This is a genomic window from Flavobacterium sp. DG2-3, assembly GCF_030730925.1.
GTDB lineage: Bacteria > Bacteroidota > Bacteroidia > Flavobacteriales > Flavobacteriaceae > Flavobacterium.
In genome coordinates this window covers 12,564-29,486 of sequence record NZ_JAVAMB010000025.1, presented here as the reverse complement: position 1 = coordinate 29,486, position 16,923 = coordinate 12,564, and the positions used below count along the sequence as shown (strand labels likewise).

General features: G+C 34.5%; 15 protein-coding genes. 5 read left to right on the top strand and 10 right to left on the bottom strand.

What is annotated here, in order from left to right; genetic code table 11:
* Window positions 1-5 precede the first annotated feature (5 nt).
* The 4 genes from Q9Q97_RS21690 to Q9Q97_RS21675 form a co-directional block, all read right to left on the bottom strand.
* On the bottom strand, window positions 6-3,182 hold the full coding sequence (locus tag Q9Q97_RS21690; RefSeq protein WP_306160958.1) for a SusC/RagA family TonB-linked outer membrane protein: 3,177 nt from the start codon (window positions 3,180-3,182) through the stop codon (window positions 6-8).
* Between the two features lie 641 nt (window positions 3,183-3,823).
* Complete coding sequence (locus tag Q9Q97_RS21685) at window positions 3,824-4,267, bottom strand: hypothetical protein (RefSeq protein ID WP_306160957.1); 444 nt, start codon at window positions 4,265-4,267, stop codon at window positions 3,824-3,826.
* A gap of 174 nt (window positions 4,268-4,441) precedes the next feature.
* Window positions 4,442-5,077, bottom strand: coding sequence for a hypothetical protein (locus Q9Q97_RS21680; protein WP_306160956.1), 636 nt, complete (start codon window positions 5,075-5,077; stop codon window positions 4,442-4,444).
* A 159-nt stretch (window positions 5,078-5,236) separates the two neighbouring features.
* A complete protein-coding gene (locus Q9Q97_RS21675) occupies window positions 5,237-5,437 on the bottom strand; it encodes a hypothetical protein (RefSeq protein ID WP_306160955.1) in 201 nt (66 codons plus the stop codon).
* A gap of 248 nt (window positions 5,438-5,685) precedes the next feature.
* Here Q9Q97_RS21675 and Q9Q97_RS21670 point away from each other — a divergent pair, with 248 nt between their 5' ends.
* The 5 genes from Q9Q97_RS21670 to Q9Q97_RS21650 all read left to right on the top strand — a co-directional run bounded on the left by Q9Q97_RS21670 (window position 5,686) and on the right by Q9Q97_RS21650 (window position 9,648).
* Window positions 5,686-6,303: an isochorismatase family cysteine hydrolase gene (locus tag Q9Q97_RS21670; RefSeq protein ID WP_306160954.1), complete on the top strand. Its 618-nt coding sequence runs from the start codon at window positions 5,686-5,688 to the stop codon at window positions 6,301-6,303.
* Between the two features lie 2 nt (window positions 6,304-6,305).
* Window positions 6,306-6,836 carry a hypothetical protein gene (locus Q9Q97_RS21665; RefSeq protein WP_306160953.1) on the top strand — a complete coding sequence of 177 codons (531 nt, stop codon included), beginning with the start codon at window positions 6,306-6,308 and terminating at the stop codon, window positions 6,834-6,836.
* A gap of 44 nt (window positions 6,837-6,880) precedes the next feature.
* Entirely contained in the window at window positions 6,881-7,732 is an 852-nt protein-coding gene (locus Q9Q97_RS21660; RefSeq protein WP_306160952.1) for an alpha/beta fold hydrolase, read from the top strand.
* A 148-nt stretch (window positions 7,733-7,880) separates the two neighbouring features.
* Window positions 7,881-9,287, top strand: coding sequence for an NAD(P)/FAD-dependent oxidoreductase (locus tag Q9Q97_RS21655; protein ID WP_306160951.1), 1,407 nt, complete (start codon window positions 7,881-7,883; stop codon window positions 9,285-9,287).
* 160 nt (window positions 9,288-9,447) lie between these two features.
* A complete protein-coding gene (locus Q9Q97_RS21650) occupies window positions 9,448-9,648 on the top strand; it encodes a hypothetical protein (protein WP_306160950.1) in 201 nt (66 codons plus the stop codon).
* Window positions 9,649-9,696: 48 nt separating this feature from the next.
* Here the strand turns inward: Q9Q97_RS21650 and Q9Q97_RS21645 are convergent, their stop codons facing one another.
* The 6 genes from Q9Q97_RS21645 to Q9Q97_RS21620 form a co-directional block, all read right to left on the bottom strand.
* Window positions 9,697-9,942: a hypothetical protein gene (locus tag Q9Q97_RS21645; RefSeq protein ID WP_125723558.1), complete on the bottom strand. Its 246-nt coding sequence runs from the start codon at window positions 9,940-9,942 to the stop codon at window positions 9,697-9,699.
* Between the two features lie 961 nt (window positions 9,943-10,903).
* The gene (locus tag Q9Q97_RS21640; protein ID WP_306160949.1) at window positions 10,904-11,923 is read right to left on the bottom strand and encodes a cytochrome-c peroxidase; all 1,020 of its coding nucleotides are present in this window, start codon (window positions 11,921-11,923) and stop codon (window positions 10,904-10,906) included.
* 346 nt (window positions 11,924-12,269) lie between these two features.
* The gene (locus Q9Q97_RS21635) at window positions 12,270-13,136 is read right to left on the bottom strand and encodes an MbnP family protein (RefSeq protein ID WP_306160948.1); all 867 of its coding nucleotides are present in this window, start codon (window positions 13,134-13,136) and stop codon (window positions 12,270-12,272) included.
* A 196-nt stretch (window positions 13,137-13,332) separates the two neighbouring features.
* A complete protein-coding gene (locus Q9Q97_RS21630) occupies window positions 13,333-13,701 on the bottom strand; it encodes a hypothetical protein (protein ID WP_306160947.1) in 369 nt (122 codons plus the stop codon).
* 157 nt (window positions 13,702-13,858) lie between these two features.
* Window positions 13,859-15,838 carry a TonB-dependent siderophore receptor gene (locus tag Q9Q97_RS21625; protein ID WP_306160946.1) on the bottom strand — a complete coding sequence of 660 codons (1,980 nt, stop codon included), beginning with the start codon at window positions 15,836-15,838 and terminating at the stop codon, window positions 13,859-13,861.
* A gap of 4 nt (window positions 15,839-15,842) precedes the next feature.
* Window positions 15,843-16,766: a hypothetical protein gene (locus Q9Q97_RS21620; protein ID WP_306160945.1), complete on the bottom strand. Its 924-nt coding sequence runs from the start codon at window positions 16,764-16,766 to the stop codon at window positions 15,843-15,845.
* Window positions 16,767-16,923: the final 157 nt, after the last annotated feature.

The window sequence follows — 16,923 nt, the reverse complement described above, 5'->3', positions numbered from 1 at the left end:
GAGTTTTAGAATTTAAGATTAACATTAAGACTGAAATTTCTGGTCGTTGGTAAAGCTAAACTTTCCAATCCTTGCGCATTTCCAGTATTGAAAGCGGTTTCAGGATCAATATTTGGTGCGTCTTTGTAGATAAAGAACAAGTTACGGCCAACAGCAGTAATACTTGCCCCTTCTAATCCAAGTCTTCTTGCAAATGCTTTATTGACATTGTAAGACAATTTTATTTCTCTCATTTTTACAAAAGTTGAGCTGTAAATGTATGCTTCGCTAATGTTGTAAGATGCTTTGTAATATTCCTGTGCACTTAACACCGTTGTATTTGGAGATCCATTTTCGTATACTCCGTTAAAAATCATACCGTCGTCATATACGGTTACACCCGCTGGGGCAGTTCCGTTTACCAATGTTTTTGTAGTTCCGTTTACATAATAACTTAAACCGCCGTTTTCAGCTCCACGTCCAGGAAGAGTTGAAGCCAATACTCCTGTATAAGTTCCTGTTCTGTTGGTTCCTGAGAAAATTTCTCCTCCTACGCTTGCATCCACTAAGAATGATAATTCAAGATTTTTATACGTCAAGGTATTGGTAACACCTGCCAAATAATCTGGAGTGTAATGTCCTAAAACTCTCTTCGTCGGATCTGCTTTTGGAAGTCCGTTTGCTCCTACTACAATATTCCCGCTCGCATCACGCAAATAGGCAGTTCCGTAAAGCGCTCCATAAGCCTGACCTACAGACGCTAATACATCTACACCTCCAGAAGTACCAATTGTATAGTTTTGAATTTGTTTGGCATAATCCAAAATTTCAACTTCACTAGTGTTTTTAGAATAATTGGCTCCAATATTCCATTTGAAGTTTTCTGTTTGAATAGGAGTTCCGTCCAATTGAATTTCTATACCTCTATTGTTTATTTTTCCAGCATTGATTAACTGAGAGTTATAACCGCTTGAAGTTGTGGTTTTAATCTCCAAAATCTGGTCAAAACTATTGGTATTGTAATAAGCAGCATCAAAATGAAGTCTGTTTTTAAAGAAAGTAGCTTCTAAACCAACTTCGGTGGAGCGTGTTGTTTCTGGTTTCAGGTTTTCATTCAATTTTCTTTGTGAAGAAGTTTGAATTGGATTTCCGTCAAAAGCCGTTTGGAAATTATAAACCGTAGCCAATTGATACGGATCTGCATCGTTACCCACTTCAGACCATCCACCACGTATTTTTAAGAAATCAAGCGTATTGCTTTTCAAATTGAAAGCTTCAGATAAAACCAAACTACCATTAATAGAAGGATAAAAATAAGAACGGTTGCTGCTTGGTAATGTAGATGACCAGTCATTACGCCCTGTAACGTTTAAGAAAGCATAGTTTTTATAACCAAATTGCGCAGAAGCATAAGCACTATACACTCTTAATCTTGATAAGTTGTTTGATGATGTTAATGGATCACGCGAATTGGTTAAAGTGTACAAATCTGGTACAGCCAAACGTGGCGCTTTCTGATAATTGTTGGCATCGCTATGATTACGAATATTAAATCCGGCAAGAGCATCTACAGTAAAATCGTCGTTTAGTTTTTTAGTATAAGTAAAAATACCTTCTGTGTTTTGCTCATTTACTGTGTAAGCATCTTCAGCATAAGATCCGAAAGGAGTTCCATTAGTACCATATCTGATCTCATATTTTCTTCTGTCATTATAATAATCAACTCCTGTACGGAATTTAAAATTAAGTCCTTCAGCCAATTTTGCATCCAAGTGAACGTCTCCAATGATACGGTTACGCTGCTGGCTTGTAGTGTTATAATACGCATTCCAATACGGATTACTATAATAACTGTTGTTCCAGTTCACTTCTCTATTGCTTTGAAGCTGGTTAATATCAACCTGACGACCGAACCAAAGGAACTGCAGCATTACACCTGCGGCACGATTTCCAGAAGGACCTCCTGGTAAGGCTGGAGAATTAGTGGTAATGTAATTTGCCGTTACCCCTACTTTGATACCTTTTGAAATTTGGTAATTCGTATTAAGCGTAAAGTTGGTTTTATTCACTTCACTATTAGGCACTGTTCCCAATTGTTTTTGATTGTTCACCCCTAAACGGAAATCCGATTTTTCATCTGATCTGGCTACCGAAATACTGTTATCATAAGTAATACCTGTGTTAAAGAAGTCTTTCACATTATTAGGATGTGCTACAAAAGGTACAGCCGCTCCATTTGAGTAAAATTGCGGAATAAGTCTTCCGTCCATTCTTGGTCCCCAGCTTTCGTCAACACCATCATTTACACCGCCACCTTTTCCATCAACAAAACTAAATCTTCCATTTGATCCTTGACCATAAGAGTTTTGAAAACTTGGCAAAGTAGACACTTGTGAAATTGTAATTCCAGAATTCAACGTAATTCCTAATCCTTTCTGGCTTTTTCCAGATTTTGTAGTAATCAACACAACACCATGCGCTGCACGCGATCCGTAAAGTGCTGCAGCATTTGGCCCTTTCAATACAGTCAATGTTTCAATATCATTAGGATTCAAATCGGCAATAGCATTTTTAAAATCACGAGTTGCTCCTCCAACACTTCCTAACTGTGAGTTATCTACCGGAACTCCATCTACCACAAACAATGGCTGGTTGTTTCCTGCAATCGAAGTTTCTCCACGAATGATAATACGAGACGATCCCATATCTCCTTGTGAATTGGTAATACGAACTCCCGCTAATTTTCCGCTAAGACTATTCAAGAAGTTAGTTTCTTTTGTTTCAGCAATATCTTTAGTCTTAAGCGCTTGTGTACTATACCCTAAAGATTTCTTTTCTTTAGAAATACCCAAAGCCGTAATTACAACTTCTGATAATTGATTTTGTTCTTCTGTAAGGCTTATCGTTACTGGATTTTCATTTACCACAACTTCAGCTTTTTTATATCCTAGATAACTTACTAATAAAGTGTAAGGCAATTTTTGTCCCGTTTGGAAGAAAAACTTTCCATCAAAATCCGTTTGAACCCCGTGCGTAGTGCCTTTAATAGTGATAGAAGCCCCAATAATAGGCTCTTTTGTAACGGCATCAATTACTTTTCCTTCTAGTTTAGACTGAATTAATGGCTTGTTATCTTGTGCTTTAACTCCAATTGAAATTAACAACACACATAAGTAAGCATATCTTTTTAATTTTATTTTCATTACTTTATTTTAGTTTAAAATAGGTAAGCCAAGGATAATTTTATCTTCCTGCTTTCCTTTTAGAGATGACTATTTCTTTTAAGCTTCTGCCATTTCTGCAACTGCAAAAATGGTTTTCTCTTTTAGCTGCAGCACATTCGTTTTTTCATTTTTACTTTTTTTTTGGATTACTATTATTTAAAATTGGCCTATAAAATTTTAACCCTATTTAGGGTTTTGGTATTAATTGATAATGAATTAAAAAAGAGGAATTTTAACTGCAGTAACGCATTCGGCCGAATTGCCAAATGGTTTTGCTTATTTGAAATGGAAGTGTGTGGATTTTAATCACTGCGTTTCTTAGTTATTTTTAAACTCTACTAATTTGATAGAACAAAAGTAAATTAAAAATGCGATTTCCCAAATTTTAAATAAACTTTTTGCAAAAAAATTGTTAACGAAAACGATGCAGATATTATAAAATACTAAAAACAAAATAGTTACAAAATACTATTGATTTTGTGTTTTTATAAGAATTATAGTAAAAGAGAAAAATTAAAAGTCGTTTTAATTCTTTTAAATTCCATTTTAATAAAGTAAAAAACAAAAAAAAACTCCAAGATCGTAAAACCTTGGAGTTTGTATTTTGTTTTTTAAAATGATTACATTTCGTTAAACTCGTGTAAAGATTTTAATGTAGTTTCATAAAATAAAATTGCAGCGATAAGATTTCCTTTATCTGAGTAAGGCATCATTTTTCTTTGAAATTCTACTGTCGTATCTAAGAAAGTAGTCGTTCCTTCTGCCTGACCGTCTAATATTTTTTTGTTGTCTGCTGTATCAGGAATACCCAAATCTGCCATTGTAACACCTGGTTTAGTAACCAAAGCAATGTACGGAAGTGTTTTAACCAAAACTTTAATACGCTCAATGTACAATTCTAAAAGTTCTCCTTTTTGCATACCACTTAATTCTTTTTGATCATGGTATTTACGAATTAAAGCTGTTGTACTAATGATACTTCTTGGTGCATTTTTTGCCTGCGCAGAAACAGCAGCAGTTGTCAAGAAGAAAAGGACACATAATAAAATAATCTTACTCTTCATTTTCATAATAGATTTGGTTCTTGAATAAAAACAAAAATATATAAATTATGTTAAAAAGCAACTTTTATATTTCCTTTTTCACAATAAAATTACATTTGTTACGTTGCGATAAGTAAAATAGTACACCAAAACCCCAGAAATTAAGGATTTTTCGGCAGTATAACTACGTATTGTTTAAGACTTAATAATTCTAAAACGACCCGGATATTTGATCCAAATGCTTTTTTTGTTGCCGTAATAATCCATAAAATCTTCACAAACAAACACAGCATGCGCTTTTGACCATGCGACAACACCGCAATATTCACTTCCAGATTGTCTTTTTAATTTCTGAATCTGCTTGCCTAATTTGAATCCTAAGTATTTATAGATGGTTGGAGTATAAACCGTTCCTTCTTCCAATTCTTCCAAAGCTTTCTCAAAAGTGGGTTCGTTATCGATAATCTGCATATATTTTGCCATTACAGCATAAGTCAAAATAGCATAATCTCTTATTTTTTCACTGTCACAATTATCTTTGATATAAACAAAACCCGCAGATTTTGTCGCCTTATTTACTTCACTGCTGTCTAAATGAAAGGTTGCGTTGTTTTTTAGCGTAATCTTATAAGAATCATTCGCTAATTTTTCGCTTATAAAAAGATTGTCAAGTCCGTATACATTTAAAGATGCTTTAATAAAAGCTATAGAAGAACAATTGGTACGCTCACCTTGTTTAAAACTTTCGAATATTTTTTCAGAACTCAACTGCGAGTATGAATTGGAACAAACAAACATTAAAAGAAAAAAAACTGAAGTAATCGATTTCATGCCTTATATTATATATGGTTTCTCAAATAGTATTTTGAGAGATTATATTAGATTTTTACAAATCTATAAAAATCAACTCATATTTTTTACATCTTCAGTTCGATCTGTTAAAAAAAGTCCATAAAAAAACGTCTCAAACAAAATTGAGACGTTTTTGAATTATTTTTTTTCTTCATTATTCAACTTATCATCGAGTTCTGGCGCTTCGCCTTTAAACTTTTTGGTATCAGCATCATAATTTTCATCGTTAGTCAAAACTTCATCGTGTTCTTTATATTGATGTTTTCTAGTATCAGTTCGATGATCTGCCCCGCCCTGTTTTGGGTTCGGGTTTTTCTGGGTTTGATTATTCTTGTCCATAATTCTTTCCTTTTTAAATGATTATTAAAATTAGCGTAAATACAGCCTTTCCTAATTATATAATCCTTTTCAAAAATTATAAAATAAAACTGCATAAATCACTCTAGATCAATTGACCATATTTCGAAAATTAGTTAAATATCGCAGTTTTCCTTTTCTGAAAATTCACGCAACAGCAACTAAACTGTACTAGAAAGCAAATGGCATATTATTAGTTTACAACGACTTAAATTAAAAAACTAGAAATTATGAGCTTGTATCAACTTCAAAAAACCGCCATTGTCATTATCGATCCTTTTAATGATTTTCTTTCTGAAGGCGGGAAATTATATTCGGTTACAAAGGAAACCGTGGAAGGAAATGGAGTGGTTAATAACATCAAAAAGCTATTAACTGCTGCAAGAGAAAAGAAAATCCAGATTATTTATGCACCCCATCGGAATACCCAAATTAGGGATTATCTCAACTGGAAATTTATGGCGCCTTCGCATTTAGGAAGCAAAAGCATTACGCTATTTGAAAAAGATTCGTGGGGAGCCGAATTTCACCCAGAGCTTAGTATGCAAGAAGGCGATCTTATTGCTCAAAATCATTGGACAGCGAGTGGTTTTGCCAATACCGATTTAGATTTTCTTTTGCGTCAGCATAATATCGACCAAATTGTTCTCGCAGGCATGAGAGCCAATACCTGTATCGATTCTACATCAAGATTTGGTGTCGAGCTGGGTTATCATGTTACCTTAATCAAAGACGGAATTGGCGCTTTCAACTGGGAAGAAATAAAAGCAACAGTCGAAACTAATTTTCCTCATTATGGACATGTGCTTTCTACTACAGAAGATTTTATAAAAAATATCAATTCATAATTATGGAATCTTTTACAGAAAGTATCACAACCGCTGTAATTAATGCTCCTTTTGAGAATATTAATTTGACCGAATGGCTTTTTACTTTAAAAGATAAGGAATATCAGGAATGCTCTTCTTCTCATATTGCTGCGGGAAGTTCGTTGACCGAAGAAGGTTTAAGAACATCTATAAATGGGGAACAGATAGCAGGAAACATGCTGATTCAGCATTATATAGAAGATATTTCTAAAAGAGATCACTGCACTGTAAACTCTGTTTCGGATTCTTTTTCTGCTTTAGGAAATACTACTTTATATGTAAAATGGGAATTGAAAGTAAAAAAACTATCCGATTCTTCATGTGAACTTTCCAATCACGTCGTGATCTCGCTTACGGAACATTTTATAAAATCACTTCAAAATGCAGGGGTTTCAGATTTTGAACCCATTCGAATTACTATGAAAAACAATTTGGAAGAACACAATAAAGAAGAGACTCCATTCTTTGCAAAAAATATCCAAGAAAAAGCTTTATCGGGAATTTGGAATTAGATAAGACTATTCAAAACAAATAAATCAATATTAACTTTATTACAATGGAAAAAGAAAAAACTTTAAGTAAGGCAAGCCAGTCAGAAACTAAATTTGCCACTGTTCAAGATTATAAAATAGCGTATCGCTCAATTGGCGAAGGATTACCCATTATTCTCTGCAATAGGTTTCGAGGGAATCTAGACGATTGGGATCCCGCATTTTTGGATGCATTGGCAAAAAAATACAGAGTGATCACTTTTAATCATAAAGGACTTGCTTCTTCGACTGGTACACCGCATGAAACGATTTTAGGTTTTGGAAAAGATGCTATTGATCTGGCCGATGCTTTAAAAATTGACAAATTTATACTAGGCGGATGGTCGTTAGGCGGCTGGGCAGCACAAGTAATAACAACTGAATTTCCGAACCGAATTACGCACACCATTTTAATTGGAACCAAACCTCCAGGAAAAGTAAATCATAACCTAGAAGAAATTTTTATTAAAACAGCCTATATTCCAGATTACACGCTCGAACATGAAACTATATTATTCTTTGAGCCAACTTCTGAAATAAGCCGAAATGCAGCGGTAGAAAGTCATAAAAGAATACAGGAAAGAGAAAATAAAGATCCAAAAGTAAGACCAGAACTTTGGGAATATTACAGTAAATCTCATGACGATTATATAAATGATCCTTATAATACTAGAGAAAAATTAATGAAGACCAATGTTCCAATCTTAATTATTTCTGCTAATCATGAAGTTTGCTTTCCTCCAGAAAACTGGTTCGAGCTCAACCAAAAATTGCCAACCGCAACACTTATCACGATTGCTCAGACAGGACATGGCCCGCAGCACCAATATCCTGATATGATTGCCCGTTATATTGACAACTTTATAGAATCAAACTAAAAAAGCAAACCAATAAATACAACTGACTGATTTTCAAAATATTAAAATTCTTATATTGAATATATTCCAGTTTTGAAAATCAGTAGTTTAAATACAATAGTTGATGTAACTTTGCAACTTCATACTAAAGTAAGCTATACAACAGAATATGTGGATTATATGTCAGGAATGCCAAGGACAGGGCAAAATAAATCGTGGGCTCACTAAGAAGGCACAACGCATTTATAAGGCAGAATTGGCTGAATATGAGAGAACAAAAAGCACCGATTCTCCTCCTGTTAAACCTAAAGCTCATCTACATTTATGCACTAACTGTTCTGGTTCTGGATTAATTCAATCCGATCATTTTACACCAGTTAATACCGATTTTCCACATGTTGCTATAATTGGTGCCGGTATTGGAGGCGTTGCTTTGGCTGTCGCCTGTCTGCACCGCGGAATTCCTTATACCATTTACGAAAGAGACAGTAACTTTGACGCCAGATCTCAAGGCTACGGACTTACGCTCCAACAAGCCAGCAAAGCCATGAAAGGCTTAGGAATTACTTCTTTAGACGGAGTTATTTCGACAAAACATATTGTTCACAATACAGAAGGAAAAGTTTTAGGCGAATGGGGAACTCGAAAATGGCTGGAAACTAAAATTAAAACACCTATAAAACGAACCAATATCCACATCGCAAGGCAGTCGCTTCGGTTGGCTTTACTCGAACAGCTTGGCGAAAAGACCATTAATTGGGGATATCAATTGATAGATTTTCAAGAAAGTAAAGATGGTGTTGAATTGAATTTTCAGGTAAATGGAGAATTTAAAAAAGCTAAAGCCGATCTTGTTGTGGGTGCTGACGGTATTCGAAGTGCAGTGCGAAAACTAATAATTGGCGAAGATGCAACTCCGCTCCGTTATTTGGAGTGTATTGTAATATTGGGAATTTGTCCACTAAGTTCGCTTGAAGATGTTTCGAGTCCGTTATTAGATTCGGCAACCGTTTTTCAGACAGCCAATGGCAATGAACGCATTTATATTATGCCTTACACTGCCGATTCTGTCATGTGGCAATTGAGTTTTCCAATGTCAGAAGAAGAAGCCAAAGAACTAAGTGCAAAAGGACCTGAAGCTCTTAAAGAAGAAGCGATTCGCAGAACGCAATGGCACGCTCCTATTCCGCAGATTTTAGAGGCTACACAATCAAGTTTAATTTCTGGATATCCTGTTTATGACCGCGAACTGCTTAGTTCCGAATTATTAGAAAAAAATAAAAACAGTACTTTAATTGGCGATGCCGCGCACCCGATGAGCCCGTTTAAGGGACAAGGCGCCAATCAAGCTTTGTTAGACGCTTTAAAATTGGCTAAAAAAATTACCAAATGTTGCAATGCAAAGTCGCAATGGAGAAAAAACGGACTTCGAAAAAGTGTTTTAAAAGAATTTGAAGCCGAAATGCTCGAACGCAGTGCAGAAAAAGTAAAAGGCTCTGCCGATGCCGCGCAATTTTTACACTCTGAAATTATACTTCGCGAAGGCGATGAACCACGTGGAAGATGTAAGAAATAATACAAAAAGCTAAACAAATCCGGTTTAGCTTTTTTTTATATCACTCTATATTTCAGACTCATACATTAAAATTAAACAATAATTTAATATTATTTTATAACAAAGTCCAAGACGATATTTCTAATTTTATAATCTCATAAAACAATTAAATTATCACGTCATGGAAAATTTACAAATTAATTTCAGTCCAAACACCAAAACCTGTACAGACCGAACTTTGGTTTGTAATGGCGATAATAACGAATTAATCTTTCGTAAAACTTATGTAGGAGATTGGGGAGATTGGGACGAGAAACCAGAAGATCTGCCAAAAGAGCCTCTTTATCTGGATCAAAGTACAAGTTTTACAAGTGCAGTGTAAACTAACAAAAAATAACATTAAGCAATGCAATTATGCTGTTCTACATTATTAAGCAAGAACGCTAATTGTATTGCTTAAATTTTCTTTGTTTATAAAATCCAAAATAAATTCTTTCACTTCATTGCTAGCAGTTGTGGTGGCAAATGAATTAATGTAAAATTCATCGTCCTTATCACTAATATGAATAATTTCTGTGTAGCCTTTAGTTATCAAACTGCCTTTCAGCTTAATTATATTTACTTCTTGTTTTCCATCAAGTTCCTTACGAACCTGTAATTTTATAGCTCTTTCCATATTCAAATACTTTTAAATAATTAACTATCATTCAGTTACTAAATTTAAAACATTTAATCTATCGAAATCAGAATTTAACACTGTCGGGAACGTATTATTTATCAACATATTATAAACATTTCTCATTTTATTCTAAAAAAAATGGGAATACTAGTAAAATCAAGTATTTTCAAATTGAAACGGGTTTGCTTTCGCGAAAGTGCAGATAGAAACAGATGCCAGAAATTCAATTTTTTTTACAAGTAAAAGAATCCGAAGGATTCAAATATTTATAGAATTTATGCTGGACCGTGGGTATGACCCCTTCAGGGTCACATGTCTACGTTGAAAATTTTATGCTATAAACATTTGAATCCTTCGGATTCTTTTAATGTGAATCTAAAAATTATTTCCTTTCTCAAGGTAACTTGAATGATAATTCCAAAACAACAAACAACAGCCTATTTCCCTATAAATTCTTTTTCGTTCTTTCGCGAAAGCACGTATAAAAACAAATAAATGAAATCCGTTTTTTCTACATATCAAAGCAAAAGAATCCAGAGGATTCAAATATTTATAGAACATAATTAACACCGCTGATATTTGACCCTGAAGGGGTCATACTCACGCTACAGCATAAATTTTCTATAAATATTTGAATCCTCCGGATTCTTAGATATGAACTTAGAATCAAATTCATTGTCGCTCTTTCGCGAAAGCGCGTGTAAAAACGAATAAATAAAAATCCCTTTTTTATATGTTAAAGCAAAAGAATCCAGAGGATTCAAATATTTATAGAACATAATTAACGCCGATGATATTTGACCCCTTCGGGGTCATACCACGGTCCAACATACATTCTATAAATATTTGAATCCTCTGGATTCTTGTATGTGATCTAAATAATTTCCTTCTTAAACGTGACACTTGAATGATAATTCCAAAACAATAAACAATAAACAATAAACAATAAACCAACTGACTAATTCCCAATAAATTCTTGATCGCTCAGCGTTTTCATAAATGCAATAAGATTCTCTTTTTCCTCTTCGGTAAGCGGAATTCTATTCCCATTATTCTTAAAAATAGGATCCAGATTATCAGCTTCTAAAACACCCTTATCAAAATAATCCAAAACCGATTTTAATGTTGAAAATTGGCCAAAACTTCCGTAAGGTGCTGTATATTCTATGTTTCTCAAACTCGGAACCCTGAAACTCATAAAATCGGCTGGGATTCCTGTAACTCTTCCGCGTCCAGCTTCATTAGAATCTGTATTCAATGGAAAACCAATATTTCTGAAACTTTGGTCGGTAAATAATTCGGTGCTATGACAGCTGGCGCATTTCTGCTGAAAAGTAGCATAACCAGCCTCTTCACTTTCTGTAAACGACTGGCCTTCTTTGCGTTTTACTTTATCATATTTACTATTGGCAGAAATTAAAGTATATTCAAACTGCGCAATACTCTGGTAAATCCGATCCGCAGTAATTTCCTGATCTCCAAATGCTTTTCTAAACAAATCATTATAAGAAGCGTCATCTTTAATTTTACCGATAACTTCCAAAATAGAAGAATCCATTTCTTCATGCGTAATAATCGGAACTAGTGGCTGCGTTTCTAACTGCAATCTGCTTCCATCCCAATTAAAAAACTTCAAAAACATCAGATTTTGAATTGGAGGTGCATTTCGAAGTCCGATTCTTCCTTCGATTCCAATAGCTCTTGGATTATGATCGGCAAAAGCACTCGCCTGAATATGACAGCTTGAGCACGAAATTGTATTATCGGCACTAAATCTTTTGTCTGAGAAAAGTTTTTCGCCCAATTCGGCACCATATTTTGTGGGTTTATTTAAACTCACATAAGGATTTACTTCTGGAAAATCAGCGGGAATTTGCAATGAAAGCTCAGGATTATCATAAGAAATCATATCCGAATCGTCGCTGTTACAAGAAGCGAAGACGGATATAATTATTATGAAGCCAAATATTTTTTTCATTTGTAATGAATTTAAAATAGAGCCGTCTTTAAAATTCAGACGGCTCACAATAGATTTTTTAAACCTGCAGATTAAAAAGTTTCACGCAGATTTATGAAGATTTCAGCAGATCAAATTTGATTTGATTTGCTGAATCTATATTGATTAAGATAAGTTGCTAAAGTTTTTTTTCCATAGCCCCTAGTTTTAACTAGGGGATTTTTTGAAATAGCAAATAAGCTAGGCTTTAGCCAAACTATTGCATTTAGGCTAAAGGCTCTTTTTTGCCAATTCATACACCTCCATCTAAAGATGGAGGCAATTCATTTTTAATACCTATAACAATTATAATCTCAATCAGTTTAATTTAGTTTTCTACGCTAGTCACAGAAAACATTCCTGAAATATCGCTTGTTCCGTTTCCTCCAAGATTATCCACAAATTTTACCATTTGAGCTGCTGTATGAACATTTGGAGTTGCGTTATCGTTTGCTCCTTCTCCTGTCGATAATGTTATAGTGTTGATTTTTCCGCTCAATAATTTGTCGAAATCAGCTTTAATTTTGATTTTCGGAGCGTTTTGCCCGACAATAGCATTAACAGTTAAGTTTAAAGTAACATCTCTATAAGCATTTACGCCTTGTTTATAAGCACCTTCAGCTCCTGCTATCGTACTTCCGGTATGAATAGACATTACTTTATTATCGGTATCGTAAAAACCTTCCACTTTTGTAAAACGATATCCTGTTCCCCATTCCCACATCATTTCAGTATCATTGGCTCCAGCTGCTGCGTAAAATTTAGGAAATCTTGTCTGATCCAAAGTGTTTTGCTCTGTCTTGATTCCCAAACCGAATTTAATCTGCTTGTAATTTGCAGATGGCACATTGCTTAAAACATAGCTTAAAGAAGCCATTTTTGCCTGATCGATTACCGTTGCTCCTTTATCTAAATCATTTACATTGTACGGCACTTCGCTTCCGTCGTCTTTTATTAGACGAATATTACTGATTACATATTTCACCTCAGAAAAATGATGAATCTGTCCTGCTGCTGAAGTATTTGTCGTTGCCGAAGCAGAAGCTGCATCGCCTAAAACAATAGTTTTATCTTTAAATGTATTGTTGAATTCTAACGTTACATTGTTTGCAGCTGGCGCATCGTCATCGCTTGAACAAGAAACAAATGCCAAAGCGGCAGCAGATAATAAAAGGTATTTTTTAAAATTTTGCATTTTTATGATTTTAATTTTTGTACTGTATTTTAAAACTTTGAAATTATTTTAACACATAGAGACATAGCTTTTAGGAATTACTAAAGGTGTTTCACTTGTAATAAAACACAGAGAACTATGTGTTAGAAACTAGTTTCTTTCTTTTATCTTTTTCACTATCAAAAAGAACTATGTCTCTATGTGTTAAAAAATAAAATTATAAAATAGGCGGCGGTACAAAAATTTCAAGGCAAGGCTCTGTCTGACCATATTCTTTATAAAGAAAAACCTTTTTAGCGTTTATATCTTTCGGAGTCAAAACAGCAAATTCAATATTAGAAATTAAAGCGATATCAATCTGTTTACTGATGCTTCTCAATTCTAGATCGGTGTTTTTTTCTGTGTCCTGAAGTTCTTTCTTTAAATGGCATTTACCATGACATTGCAGTTCTGGTTTTGCTTTGTTTTCACAAAATTCTTTTTCTATGGCATTCTGATTCAGTTTAAAGTGCACAATGATAAGCGCCTGCTGGAAAGAAACCAGCAGGAACAAAATCGTCATTGTGATACTAAAAACTTTTTTCATTTTTTACTCTTTGAGTTGATTTTTTTTAACACATAGAAACATAGATTTTTAGGAATCTATAAAAGGCGTTTCACTTGTAATAAAACATAGAGGCTATGTCTTATAAACTAGTTTTTTTCTATTCTCTATATTCTATTTTCTATTCTCTATATTCTAATTAAAAATTCACTTTTAAAGACGTGAAAATATTACGTCCCATTCTCGGAATATTTCCCCAGTCGGCATAAGTGCTGTAATATTCGTTTAATAAATTCTCGGCACCAACCTGAATCGTGCTTTTTACTTTATTGATTTTAAAAGAATAATCAGCAGAAATATTCCAGATTGCGTAAGCACCAGTTAAATCTTCGCCATATTCTGGACTGTAATTAATCTGCTCAAAATCGCCATTGACAGAAGTCTGGATTCCGAAATTTTTATACATATAATGCAATGAAGTCAGATAACTTAACGGACGGATAAATGGCAGATTTCCTCCTTTATCATCCATTCCGCGCGCATAAGTCAGCGTTCCTTTCCAGTGCAGGTGCTCCAAGATATCGTAACTCACATTGGCAGACATATTTAAAAGCGTGGCATAATCTAAAGATGTATAACCTTTAACTCCAACCGACTGATAATTCATCGGACTTCCGAGACTCAAGATTTTACCAATAATATAATTCTGAATGTAGAAATAGTTTATTTTTCCTTGAATGCTTAATCTTTCGTTTTTAAACCCTGCACTCGCATTTCCTTCATACGAGATTTCATTTTTCAAATTCGGATCTCCGATATAATCGTAACGGTCAAAACTATTGTAGATATAATAACCGTAACCTTCAGAAACAGAAGGAGCTCTATGGCCGTAACCTGTTCCTACAGAAAAATTAAACTGATCGATGTTTAAATGATATCCCGCATTTAAACTTGGCAGAAATCTCGTTTTTTCTTGAGGCGCTCCTGGATGAAAAATCCAGTTGAATTCTATATACTTCGAATAATTGTAATTCACTCCCAAAGAACCGCCCAAATTCACCTGACTTCTTTCTGAAAGATCCCAAGAATTATTCATCGAAAGTCCGGCAAAACGTGTCGTAACCCAAGGCCAACTGTAGGCAAACATGGTTCTTTCGCTTCGATCTTGCGGATACATGCGCATTTCTGCAATAGAAAGATTATCGTAAGCATTCAACTGAATTTCAGAAGAGTAATCGTCCTTTTTCAAATTCGCTTTCGAAACCAATCCGTAAGTTGTGCTCCAGCCTGGCATATCCATGTGAACCAAGTTTTCTGGTCGCGTCGTGTCGTCCATATAATGCTCAATGGTATTAAAATATATTTTTGTATCGACTACTCTTACTAATCCTTCTTCAAACAATTGCTTGTAAGCCACAGAAGTAATTAACGCACGTGAAAGCCACAAATCCATTGGCAATGCAGGATATCCCACATTTTTTGCCATATCAAAAATAGCGTCCAATCTTAACGAAGACAATTCACTGGTTTTATATGCCAATCCCAACGAAGTGTTGAATTTATTGTATTGCGAATGTTTTACTTCATCGTTGTTTCCATCAGAATAATTATCTGCTGTTCGATAAGAAATACTTCCATCGGCAACAAATTTAGTTCCTGAATAAGATACATTTCCTAAATTGAAAAACTGCTTATTATTAAACTCAAATCCCGTTTGGTAAGCACCATTCCATTTTTTCTGAAGTCCGAACTGCGTGCTTTTTCTTTTTAAATCGATGCTTCCTGCAATGGTCGAACCGTGGAGGCTTCCCTCCTGTCCTGATTTAATATCAATTGCTGCCAGATTATTGCTTTCCACATAAGATGTAATCGGATCCATTTTATCGGTACAAGCGCCAAAAACGTGCATTCCGTCAATCGTAACTGTCGAACGTTCGGTACTCATATTGTTCAATAAAGGCTCCCAAGCATAAGCCCCACGTTTTATAAAACTGATATTATCTGACGAAGACAAAAATTCATCTACCGAAACAGCCATTTTCATCTCTGTTTCAATTTTCTTTTTAGTCGCACTTTTTACCGTTACTTCTTCTAATTTTTTTATGCTATCGTGATGTGCATGTTGATTTTGAGCTGTAACTGAAATTTCAAAAAAAAGCAGCATTATAATATATTTCATGTTATTAGAATAAAGTATCAATATAAAGTTCACTTTTCACACCTTCGACACCAGGCGTATGATCCGTCGGAACTATCGTTCCTTTTACGATCAAACCGTTTTGGTTCATCATAATGAAGTTCAATGTCCAGTTTCCTGTCATCGTATAATTCACAACACCATGATACAAGCCGTCAGTTTCCTGAGTTAAATCTTTATTGTTTGGCGAAGAGTGATTTCCCATTGAAGGCTCAGGCATTCTCGGATCTAATTTTAATGTATAGCCCGCAACTTCTGAATAAGAAAACTGCGACGGATCTGGAAAAGTTCCCGCAGGTGTTGTTGGTTTGTTATACTTATAAATGCCAGCAACCAACGCATTTTCTGAAACGGTAGGTTTTTGAGGCGAAACCAATGCAATTACGTATTGTTCTCCATCATTTCCTGCAAAAGCAGTCATATTGAGGTTTTTATTGCTTTGTTTTTCAACAGTAACATCTTTATTGATCTCATACTTTTGGTTGTCGGCCGTAAAACTGATGTACAATTTCCAACTAGCCTTTGTAGTGCTTTCTCCTGTAAAAACAGAATAACCGCTGTAGTATTTATTTGTAGCATCATAAGTAACATTGTACTCATGCGGACATGAACTTTTGCTTCCGTCTGCATTACTCAATATTGGCAGAAAAGTCACTGCAGCAGTTGTTAGCTCTTGGTTGTTTTGAGTATTGGTAATTTTCAGACGAAGCTCATTGTAGCCTTTGTAAAATGCTCCGTTTAAAGCTTCTATACTAATTTTATAGTTTCCGCTTGTAAGCGAAGTAGCTTCTTTAAATTCGTAACTTTCAGGAACTTCAGAACCCGTTTCTGCTTCGTAATCTGTTTTATCAATTGTACAGGAAGTAACCGCGAATAACAGTGCGATTATCCAAAAATTAAAAGATTTCATTTGATGAATGTTATAAAAAAACGTTTACAATATAACATTAAGCCATAATTTTTTGAATAGCAAAAAGGCCAAATGCTGTTAAAATAAGCCAAGAAATGGCAACGCAAATGAAGATTGCATAAAGCTATTTTCTTCACTTACAAAAAGAAGATCAAAA